We start from the raw sequence: 11,085 nt of genomic DNA on the forward strand, positions 1-11,085 counted from the left end.
AGCCGTGAGCGACGCGACCGACCCCACCCAGTCCGCCCGGGTGTACCCGAAGGTCGACATGACCGGGGGCACCGGGCGCAGCGCCCCGGACTTCCCGGCTGTGGAACAGCGGGTGTTGCAGTACTGGGAGTCCGATTCGACCTTCGCCGCGTCGATCGACAATCGCGCCGACGCCGAGGAATTCGTCTTCTACGACGGTCCGCCGTTCGCGAACGGACTGCCGCATTACGGTCATCTGCTGACGGGATACGTCAAGGACCTGGTACCGCGGTACCAGACCATGCGCGGAAAGAAGGTGGACCGCCGATTCGGTTGGGACACACACGGTCTGCCCGCGGAATTGGAGGCCGAACGCCAGCTCGGGATCACCGACAAGTCGGAGATCGAGAAGATGGGCATGGCGAAGTTCAACGAGTACTGCCGTGACTCGGTGCTGCGGTACACGGGGGAGTGGCGCGACTACGTGACCCGCCAGGCCCGCTGGGTGGACTTCGACAACGATTACAAGACACTCGATCTCGACTTCATGGAGTCGGTGATGTGGGCGTTCAAGGCGCTCTACGACAAGGGGCTCATCTATCAGGGCTACCGCGTCCTGCCCTACAGCTGGTACGAGCAGACGCCGCTGTCGAATCAGGAGTCCAAGCTCGACGACGCCTACCGGATGCGGCAGGACCCGGCGGTCACCGTCACGATGCCGCTCACGGTGCCCGGCGGTCCGCTCGCCTCGCTCGACGGGGTGAACGCGCTGATCTGGACGACGACCCCGTGGACCCTGCCGTCGAACCTCGCCATCGCGGTGAACCCCGATGTCACCTACGTGCACGTCAAGGCGGCCGACGGCCAGGAGTACCTCCTCGCCGAGGCGCTGCTGGGGGCGTACTCGAAGGAGATCACCGACCCCGAGGTGCTCGGCACCCACCGCGGCCGAGACCTGGCAGATCTCGCCTACACGGCGCCGTTCGACTTCTTCGCCGGCCATCCGAACTCGCACCGGGTGCTGTTGGGCGACTATGTGACCACGGACAGCGGCACCGGAATCGTCCACCTCGCACCGGCTTTCGGTGAGGAGGACATGGAGCTCGCAACCGCCAACGGCATCGAGGTGGTACAACCGCTCGACCCAGGCGGCCGCTTCACCGCACAGGTCCCGCCGTACGAGGGGTTGATGGTCTTCGACGCCAACCCGGTGATCATCAAGGATCTCAAGGAGACCGGGCGGATCCTCCGTCACGAGACCATCGAACACTCCTACCCGCACTCGTGGCGGTCGGGCCAGCCGCTGATCTACATGGCGGTGCCGTCGTGGTTCGTCGCGGTGACGCAGTTCCGCGACCGCATGGTGGAGCTGAACAAGCAGATCACCTGGGTACCCGAACACATCCGGGACGGCCAGTTCGGCAAGTGGCTCGAAGGTGCGCGGGACTGGAACATCAGCCGCAACCGGTATTGGGGCGCGCCGCTGCCTGTCTGGGTGTCCGACGACCCGGAGTTCCCGCGCATCGACGTCTACGGTTCGCTCGACGAGCTCAAGCGCGACTTCGGTGTCCGTCCGGACAATCTGCACCGCCCGTTCATCGACGAGCTCACCCGCCCGAATCCCGATGACCCGAGCGGGAAGTCGACCATGCGGCGCGTGCCCGAGGTCCTGGACTGCTGGTTCGAGTCGGGCTCGATGCCGTTCGCACAGGTGCACTATCCCTTCGAGAACCGCGACTGGTTCGACGGGGGAGAGTCAGCGAATGCCCCGGCACACAATCCGGGCGACTTCATCGTGGAGTACAACGGGCAGACCCGCGGCTGGTTCTACACGCTGCACGTCCTGGCGACCGCCCTGTTCGACCGGCCGGCGTTCAAGACGGTCGCCGCGCACGGCATCGTGCTCGGTGACGACGGTCAGAAGATGTCGAAGTCCAAGCGCAACTACCCCGATGTGAACGAGGTCTTCGATCGCGACGGGTCCGATGCGATGCGGTGGTTCCTGATGGCGTCGCCGATCCTGCGCGGCGGCAACCTGGTCGTCACGGAGCGAGGTATCCGAGAGGGCGTGCGACAGGCTCTTCTGCCGCTGTGGAACGCCTACAGCTTCCTGCAGCTGTACGCCGAGCGTCCGGCGACCTGGCGGACGGACTCCGAGCACGTGCTGGACCGCTACATCCTGGCCAAGCTCGCGACGACACGCGATTCGATGACCGCGGCCCTCGACATCTACGACATCGCGGGGGCGTGTGACGCGTTCCGAGAGTTCGTCGAGGCGCTCACCAACTGGTACGTGCGCCGGTCCCGGGCGCGCTTCTGGGCCGGCCAGGACGAGGACACCGACGCGTTCGACACCCTCTACACAGTGCTCGAGGTCGCGTGCCGGCTCGCTTCACCGCTGCTCCCTCTGGCGACCGAGGCCATCTGGCGGGGTCTCACCGGCGACCGTTCGGTGCATCTGACGGACTGGCCGACGAGCGACGAGCTCCCGGCCGATGCCGACCTGGTCACGGCGATGGACCAGGTGCAGGCGGTGTGCTCGACGGCGTCGAGTGTCCGCAAGGCCAACAAGCTGCGGGTCCGCCTGCCGCTGCCGGGTCTCACGGTGGCCTCACCGACTGCCGCCTCGCTCGAGCCGTTCGTCGACCTGGTCAAAGACGAGATGAACGTCAAGACCGTGACTCTGGCCGCCGACGCGAGTGAGTACGGACGCTACGAGATCGCGGTCAACGCCCGCGCGGCCGGACCCCGATTGGGTAAGGACGTGCAGCGTGCCATCAAGGCGGTGAAGTCGGGGAACTGGACGGTGAGCGACGGCGCCGACGGCTCGGAGGTGGTCGTCGCCGACGGCATCGAACTCCGCGACGGCGAGTTCACCCGGCGTCTGGTGGCCGTCGAACCCGACTCGACCGCGGAGCTGCCGGGTGGCAACGGGCTGGTCGTCCTCGACACGGCGGTGACGCCCGAACTCGAGGCAGAGGGATGGGCCAAGGACCGCGTCCGAGAGTTGCAGGACGCCCGCCGCACGCTGGGACTCGATGTCTCCGATCGGATCACGGTGCGACTCGTCGTGCCGGCCGAACGACTGGACTGGGCGAGATCGCATGCCGACCTGATCGCGGGCGAGGTGCTCGCGGTGCGGTTCGACGTCACCGACGACGGCGAAGCCGGGAGCATCGAGCTCGGCGACGGCGTGACCGCCGACGTGGCCAAGGCGGTCTGAACCGACTCCCGTGTACTGCGCGGACATCCTTTCGGGTGTTCGCGCAGTGTCGTCCACGGCCTCGCACGCGAAGGGATGCATAGGCACGTTCGTGCGGTTGACGGTCGACACGCTGCGGCCGACCACGTCGGACCCTGGCGGCGCAGGTGTCGGTTTCGTTCTGCCCGAACGGCTTCGGTCTGATGGCCGGACGAGGACCGCCAACCGGGTGGTGGCCGAGGCCGTAAAGATATCCCTAGTCCGACGATGCGATCTACCGATGGCACATGCGGCGTCGAGTCCCTATTGTCGGAAATGTCGCGACCGCCATACCCGTGGTCGAACGCATCGAGGCGTTGTGCGATCGGGCGTCGACACTCTTCGAATTGACAATCGCCCGAATCCCACCAAACAGTCCACGGGTGCGGCCAAGACGCATCATCAGGCGTTTTCAGAGAATTCGACAGATGACTTCTCTACGCGGACAAAACGATTGGGAGTGGGCTTTCGATGTCAGTGCAACTCACTGCGCTGCTGATTTTTATGGCGGTATTCATAATAGCCGGTTGGAGGAAGATTCATGCCGGTGCCGTGGCATTGGTGGGCGCATCAATAGCGGGTATCTTCGTCGCGGACCTCTCGGCGAAGGAGGTTCTGGCGGGCTTTCCGGTAAACCTGTTGATCCTCTTGGCGGGAGTCACATTCCTGTTCGGGTTGGCTCAGGTCAACGGGACGATCGACGCCATCATCGATCGGTCGGTCTCGCGCTTTCACGGCAAGGCATATTTGATGCCTTTGGTTTTCGTCGGCCTGTCAGCGATGATTTCGGCGATGGCAGCAACCGCGGCCATCGCCATCATCCCTATTGCCATGCAGATAGCGCGCCGTTACCGCATCGATCCGATGCTCATGAGTGTTTCGGTCGGTGCAGGACTGACGGTGGGTATGTTCGCGCCATTCGGGCTCTTCGGCCTGATCACGGCTGGTGTGGCAGAGGAGGCCGGAATCGCGTTGAACGGCCTCGTGCTGTTCGCGATCGCGATAGTGGTCAACAGTGTCCTCGTCGTTGCCGCCTACATCCTCTACGGCGGCCGCGACCTGTACCGCGAGCGTGCGAGTGTGCCCGAGGAAGACGGCGAACCAAGCCTGGTGGGTGCAGCGCCACTCGGAACAGTCGTCGGCAATGAGCAGCCGGTGCGGGAAGTGCGCACCGCTCCGTCCGGCTCACGCGAGGGGCGGGCCCCATTCACTGCGATGCAGAAGCTGACGCTTGGCGCGATCGGTGTGTTCGCGGTTTCCGTCATTGTCATCGAGGCGCTCGACATGACCGTCGATATCGGCCTCACCTGCTTCGCATTTGCCGTACTGCTGCTGGTGATCGATCCGACGCCCAACCGTGAGGCGCTCGCGAAGATCGACTGGTCCACCATCCTGCTGGTCGGCGGGATCATCACCTTCGTCAGTGTCTTGCAGACCGTCGGGGCAACGGAGTTGCTGAGCGAAGCGGCCGCCGCGATCGGTTGGCCGTTGCTGTCGGCATTCATCCTGTGTGTGGTCGGTGGACTGGTCTCGGCATTCGCATCGACCACCGGCACACTTGCCGCCATTGTTCCCCTGGCGGTACCACTTGCGGCAACCGGTGAACTTGCGGGGTGGGCCGTGATCGCTTCACTCGCCTTGTGTTCGGCACTCGCGGACGTTGCCCCGTTCTCGACAGTTGGCGCCACGATGGTCTCCACAGCTCCGTCGTGGCCCGGAAAGTCGATTCACACGCGGTTGTTCGCCTGGGGCGCGGCCATGGTGGTGGTCGGACCGGTGCTGTTCACGATCTTTCTGCTGCTACCGACATCCCTGTGAGACAACAGATCCTGGAGTGAGAATCATATGAGACAGCCATCGCAACTCCGCGTCGGGATGATCGTCCCACCGGCGGCCGACCACGTTCCTCCTGAGGCCGAGACGCTGTACCCGCATGATGTGCAGTTCATCGCCCGTGGACTCGGAATCAGCGGTGTGAGCGTGGACGGTTTCGATGAGGCCTTGAGCCGGCTTCCGGACGTAGTGCACTCGCTGCGTTCGCAGGACGTGGACGTGATCAGCCTCATGGGGACGTCGATAAGTTTCTACCGAGGGCACGAGGGCCACCGTCAACTGCAAGACCGGTTGCGTGAGCTCTCCGGGGACACACCCATCACGACGATGGCCGGCGCCGTTGTCGACGGGCTGCGGTCGGTCGGTGGGAAGCGCGTCGTGGTGGGCGCTGCCTACACCGATGACCTGCTCCACCGGCTTGTCACGTTCCTCACCGAGGCGGGGTTCGAGGTGGTCGGATCCGCCGGTCTCGATCTCAGCGAGGTCGACCGAGTGCTGAGTACAGATACCGACACGCTGGTGGATTTCGGCACGCGCCTCATCGAGTCCGCTCCCCACCCCGATGCTCTCCTGGTGTCGTGCGGCGGGCTCCGAACGCTGGAGATGACCGATCTGCTCGAGAGCCGCTTCGGAATACCGGTGGTGTCAAGCGCGGTGGCCGGGTGCCACGACGCAGTCTCGGTCGCACAGTCTGGCCGGTACTGAACTCGCTGCGTGGTCATGCCGGCATCGGTTGAGACCTGCTGCCGACTGGCGTGTCACATCTGCGCCCCCGCTGGTGTCTCGAGAACGACCGCTCGAGACACCAGTGGAAGGCAGCAAACGATGACCACCCCGAATCCCACGACCCGACCTACACCGCCGCACCGCCCGATCCGGGTTCTCGTCCTCGGCGCCGGGTACGCCGGCGCTCTGGCGGCCAACCGGCTGCGGCGCGACCCGCGGGTCGAGGTCACCGTCGTGAATCCCCAGCCGTTCTTCGTGCAGCGAATCCGCCTGCATCAATGGGTCGCGCGGACGGCCGACCCCCAGGTCGGATTCGATCACGTACTCGCATCCGACATCCGGGTCGTCGTCGACACCGCGACGCGGATCGATGCGGCCCGCCGCCGCGTCGACATGGCCTCGGGCGCGGCGCTCGACTACGACCACCTGATCTACGCGGTCGGTACCGGCGCGGCCACGCCGATGATCCCCGGTGCCGCGGAGCACGGGTTCGGTGTCGCGGATTGGGTTGCAGCTCAACAACTGCGGGACCACCTCGAGACCCTTGACAGGCACGAACCGGTCACGGTCATCGGCGGAGGACTCACCGGTGTCGAACTCGCCGCCGAACTCGCCGAACGGGGCTTCGGGGTGCGTCTGGTGGGTGGTGGTGCTGTCGCCGGGTCGGTCGGACCCCGCGCCCGCCGCGCACTGCTGGTCCAGTTGGGCCGACTGGGTGTCGAGGTGCTCGAGAGCGGTCGCGTCGTCGACGTCACCTCGACGACTGTGACCGTCGCCGACGGCGGTCAGCGCCGTGAACTGCCCAGTGCGACCACGGTTCTCACGACCGGCTTCGAGGCACCGCCGCTCGCCGAGGACAGCGGACTGACGACCGACGAGCTCGGCCGACTGTGCGCGGACGTCACGCTGACCAGCGTCGACGACCCCCGCATCGTGGGCGCCGGCGACGCGGTGTCGATCGACGGGATGACACTGCGGATGAGCTGTCAGGCGGCCCAACCCCTGGGTGCGCAGGCCGCCGACGCGGTGCTCGCGCACCTCGACGGTGTCGCCGCCGCGGAGGTCGACCAGGCTTTCGTCGCCCAGTGCACGTCGGTGGGACGCCGCGCGGCCACGCTGCAGTTCACCAGGCGCGACGACTCGCCCGCCCGCATGGTCGTGACAGGACGTCTCGCAGCTCTGGCCAAGGAGACGGTGTGCCGGGGTACGGTGTGGAACATCCACCGCGAGTCGAAGACACCGGGCGCCTTCCGGTGGCTGCGAGGGGGAACACGGCCGTCTGCCGGACGACCGAGCAGCGCGTCGGCGACCGTGGTGAGATGACCCGCCGATGAGAGGCCGTAGCACGATGACCGGCGCCGAGTCCGACCGGCCGGCAGCACGTTTCGCCGAGTTGCGCCCACTGCTGTTCACTGTCGCCTACGAGATCCTGGGGTCGGCGGCCGACGCCGACGACGTCCTGCAGGAGAGCTACCTGCGGTGGGCCGAGGTCGACGCCGACAGCATCTCCGACACCAAGGCCTATCTCGCGAAGGTCGTCACACGGCAGGCGCTCAACGCGTTGCGTTCCCGGTCGCGTCGCCGGGAGGACTACGTCGGTCCGTGGCTGCCCGAACCGATCCTGGTCGACGCCCGTGAACCCGTCGACGACCTCGTGCTGGCGGAATCGGTCTCCACGGCGATGCTGATCGTCCTCGAATCGCTCGGGCCGGAGGAACGCGCCGTCTTCGTCCTGCGTGAGGTGTTCGGGTTCGCCTACAAGGAAATCGGCGAGATGCTGTCACGTCCGGCCCCTACTGTTCGGCAGATCGCGCATCGGGCGCGTTCGCACGTCGAGGCCCGCCGGCCGCCGTTCGAGCCGGCCGACTCCGCCCGCGCCACCGCGGTCGTCGACGCCTTCCTCGACGCCGCAGAGTCGGGCGAACTGGCGACCTTGATGACGATGCTGTCGCCCGACGTGGTCTTCACGGCCGACAGTGACGGCAAGGCGACCGCGGTGCGTCGTCCGGTGGAGGGTGCGCCGGCGGTGGCCCGGATGCTCAAGGGTTTTGCGCGCATCGGGGCGGTGGTCGACGACTACCGCACCGAGATCGCCGTCCTCAACAACCTGCCGGGCCTGGTCGTCCGCTTCGACGGGAAACTGCAGGGAGCGTTCACCTTTCACCTTGTCGACGGCAAGATCGACCACATCTACGCGATGCGCAATCCCGACAAGCTGGCCGGGATCGAGCAGTTGCGGTCGATCGCGCGCTGATGTGGCGGGGCCCGCACCCCGTCTCAGGCGAACAATCCCGACAGTGTGTGCTCGATCTGCAGCCGGAACAGCTGTTCCGGGTGCGCGAAGGTATCGGCGCCGTACTGGCCGAAGGTCTCCAGGCTGATGGCGCCGACGAGTACTGCCCACAACGTCGTGGCCGCGGCGAGGACCGCGGCCGGGGTGTCGAGGGCGAACTCGTCTCGGATCGCGTCCATGTCCGCCGTGACCTCCGGTGTCGGAGAGGGGAGGTCGGGGCGCAACAGGCCTTCGTGGTGGGCGGCGGCGCACTCGCCGAGGAGTCGGACGGGGATGCGGGTGCCGGGCCCGATGGTCCGGTCGCCGGGTGCGGAATAGCCGGGCACCGGACTTCCGTAGAGCAGTGCCCATCGGGCCGGGTCGGTGAGCGCCCAGGCCCGGGCGGTCGCGGCTGCGGTCGCGAGTCGTTCGCGACGTCGGGACGGGTCGATGGCGTCGACCGCAGCGTCGACCGCGTCCGCGATGTCGGTGTACGCCTCGACCACGAGCATGGTCAGCAACTCGTCGCGGCTCGGGACGTATCGGTACACCGCGGATGAGACGACGCCCATGTCCCGGGCGACAGCGCGTAAGGAAAGTCCGGCGGCTCCGTAGGTGGTCAGGTGTTCGCGTCCCAGTCGACGGATCTCGTCGGTCATCATCGCGCGATTCTCCGCGCGGCTTCGTCCGGTGGCCATGGCAGTGATCCTGCCACAAAACGAGAGCGGTGCTCTTGATTTAGTCCCGGTCGGCGCGCATACTCGTTTTCGAGAGCACTGCTCTCGAAGAGACGACACCTCGACGAAAGGCGCAGCCATGACCGCGACCACCCACTACAAGGCGCCGAACCGATTCGACGCCGCCGTCAACCGCGCCGTCCGCTGGCTCGCCGACCGCGGAGTCAACCTGGCCGGGGCACGGACGCTCACCGTCGTCGGCCGCCGGACCGGAAAGCTGCAGCGAGTGCCCGTCAATGTGCTGCGCCTCGACGGGGTGGAGTACCTGGTCGCCGTCCGTGGCGACACGCAGTGGGTGCGGAACGCGCGTGCGGCCGGGACGGTGGAACTGCGCCGCGGCCGACGCCGGGCCGTCGTCGCCCTCACCGAACTCGACCCTGCGCTCCGTCCGCCCGTCATCCGCGACTACCTGCGCCGCTGGGGGTGGGAAGTCGGCCGGTTCCTGCCGGCGGGTCTCGACGTCGCCTCGTCGGACGACGAGTTCGCCGCGCACGCCGGTCTGATCCCCGTCTTCGCCGTCACCGCTGCTCACTAGACTCGGTGAGGTGTCACGTCCTGGGTCCGAACCGTCGAATCCCCGCGATTCGGCGTCGAGGTCTCCCCGGGACGCGTCGTCGGGGCGGGGTTCGGAACGGAGCCCGCGCTGGGTGATGCACCTCGACATGGACGCGTTCTTCGCCTCTGTCGAACAACTCACCCGGCCGACCCTGCGTGGCCGGCCGGTCCTCGTCGGCGGGTCCGGCGGGCGCGGGGTGGTCGCCGGGGCCAGCTACGAGGCCCGCGTGTTCGGTGCCGGCTCGGCGATGCCGATGCATCAGGCACGACGCCTGATCGGGCCGACCGGCGTGGTCGTCCCGCCGCGCGGTTCGGTGTACAGCAAGGTCAGCAAACGTGTCTTCGGCATTGTGCGGGAAGCGGTTCCGATCATCGAGACGCTGTCGTTCGACGAGGCGTTCGGCGAGCCGGCCGAACTCGCGGGAGCAACCGTCGACGAGGCCCGCGACTTCGCCGAGGAACTCCGTGCCCGAATCCGCAGCGAGGTCGGTCTCGCTGCCTCGGTCGGGCTCGGCTCCGGTAAGCAGCTGGCGAAGATCGCCTCCGGCGAGGCCAAACCCGATGGGGTGATGGTGATCCCACCGTCCGGTCAGCTGGACTTCCTGCATTCGCTCCCGGTCCGCAAGTTGTGGGGCATCGGACCGGTGTCGGGTGATCGGCTGGCGCGCCTGGGGATCGCGACGATCGGTGATCTCGCGGCGATGTCACCGGTCGAAGTCGCCTCCGTGCTCGGCGGCACCGTCGGGCCCGCCTTGCACCGACTCGCCCACGGCATCGACGATCGGCCCGTCGCCGAACGTACCTCCGCCAAACAGATCAGCGCCGAGTCGACTTTCGCCGAGGACATCGTCGAACTCGACGCGCTTCGTCCCGCCATCCGCAAGGCCGCCGCCGATGCTCATCGCCGCCTCCTCACCGACGGACGGGGCGCGCGCACCGTCGTGCTGAAACTGAAGAGATCCGACATGTCGATCCTGACGCGCTCGGCGACGACGGCAGCCGCAACGACCGACTTCGACGACCTCGAGCGGACCGCTCAGCGGCTCGCGCTCGATCCACGTTCGATCGGCGCGATCCGTCTTGTCGGCGTGAGCTTCTCGGGATTGACCGCGGTGCAGCAGTATGCCCTGTTCGACGATGTCGGTGTGGAGCGGGCGAGTGATGTCGAGACCACGCACCACGACAGCGCCGACGACCGGGGCGAGGTGGACGCGGGTGGCGTTCTCGAGGTGGTGCCGACGCCTGACCCGGCAGGTTCGGGGATGGTGGAAACGCAGGAGAGCGGTGTCGGTACGACGCTCGCCGGCCAGGTGGCGGGCTCGCCGCCCGCACCCCCGCGGTTCGCCCCGGGTGGCAACGCGATGCCGGTCGGACGCTTCGGACCCGGCGCCGATGTGACCCATCCCGACCACGGGCACGGCTGGGTCCAGGGCAGTGGACACGGCGTCGTCACGGTGCGGTTCGAGACGAGGACGAGCGGGCCGGGACGCACGCGCACCTTTCCCGTCGACGATCCCGACCTCCGTCCGGCGGACCCCCTCGACAGCCTCGAATGGGATGTGCCCGACGACGACTGACCGGCGAACCCAACGCGGGGGACTGCAAGCCCCCAGCTCCCTGAGGTGTGAGCGGCTCCGGGCGCTCCTCAGCCTGGATCCGTGGATGGGTGCGGGGTGTCGATAACGTGAAAATGCCCTCTGAGCTGGAATGATTGGTGGTGTTGAGACACAAAACATTCCAGC

At 67.1% G+C, this 11,085-nt stretch carries 8 protein-coding genes; 7 read left to right on the forward strand and 1 reads right to left on the reverse strand.

Going from position 1 to position 11,085, the window contains the following annotated elements:
* Positions 1-58: 58 nt before the first annotated feature.
* The 5 genes from ileS to sigJ all read left to right on the forward strand — a co-directional run bounded on the left by ileS (position 59) and on the right by sigJ (position 8,033).
* Complete coding sequence (gene ileS, locus ACFW3F_RS11775; protein WP_388057458.1) at positions 59-3,202, forward strand: isoleucine--tRNA ligase; 3,144 nt, start codon at positions 59-61, stop codon at positions 3,200-3,202.
* 489 nt (positions 3,203-3,691) lie between these two features.
* Positions 3,692-5,038, forward strand: coding sequence for an SLC13 family permease (locus tag ACFW3F_RS11780; protein WP_388057432.1), 1,347 nt, complete (start codon positions 3,692-3,694; stop codon positions 5,036-5,038).
* 27 nt (positions 5,039-5,065) lie between these two features.
* Complete coding sequence (locus ACFW3F_RS11785) at positions 5,066-5,758, forward strand: hypothetical protein (RefSeq protein WP_388057434.1); 693 nt, start codon at positions 5,066-5,068, stop codon at positions 5,756-5,758.
* A 120-nt stretch (positions 5,759-5,878) separates the two neighbouring features.
* Positions 5,879-7,102 carry an NAD(P)/FAD-dependent oxidoreductase gene (locus ACFW3F_RS11790; RefSeq protein WP_388057436.1) on the forward strand — a complete coding sequence of 408 codons (1,224 nt, stop codon included), beginning with the start codon at positions 5,879-5,881 and terminating at the stop codon, positions 7,100-7,102.
* A 7-nt stretch (positions 7,103-7,109) separates the two neighbouring features.
* Entirely contained in the window at positions 7,110-8,033 is a 924-nt protein-coding gene (gene sigJ, locus ACFW3F_RS11795) for an RNA polymerase sigma factor SigJ (RefSeq protein WP_388057438.1), read from the forward strand.
* A gap of 23 nt (positions 8,034-8,056) precedes the next feature.
* Here sigJ and ACFW3F_RS11800 read toward each other — a convergent pair whose 3' ends face one another.
* Positions 8,057-8,749 (reverse strand): TetR/AcrR family transcriptional regulator, encoded by a 693-nt coding sequence (locus ACFW3F_RS11800; protein WP_388057440.1) that lies wholly within the window; start codon positions 8,747-8,749, stop codon positions 8,057-8,059.
* Between the two features lie 118 nt (positions 8,750-8,867).
* On the opposite strand from ACFW3F_RS11800, the gene ACFW3F_RS11805 reads away from it, so the two are divergent.
* Together ACFW3F_RS11805 and ACFW3F_RS11810 are read left to right on the forward strand one after the other, a co-directional pair.
* Positions 8,868-9,323, forward strand: a complete 456-nt coding sequence (locus ACFW3F_RS11805) for a nitroreductase/quinone reductase family protein (RefSeq protein WP_388057442.1) — start codon at positions 8,868-8,870, stop codon at positions 9,321-9,323.
* A 115-nt stretch (positions 9,324-9,438) separates the two neighbouring features.
* Positions 9,439-10,920 (forward strand): DNA polymerase IV, encoded by a 1,482-nt coding sequence (locus ACFW3F_RS11810; RefSeq protein ID WP_388057460.1) that lies wholly within the window; start codon positions 9,439-9,441, stop codon positions 10,918-10,920.
* Positions 10,921-11,085 lie beyond the last annotated feature (165 nt).

It is taken from the genome of Gordonia sp. NPDC058843, from assembly GCF_042743165.1.
Classification (GTDB): domain Bacteria; phylum Actinomycetota; class Actinomycetes; order Mycobacteriales; family Mycobacteriaceae; genus Gordonia.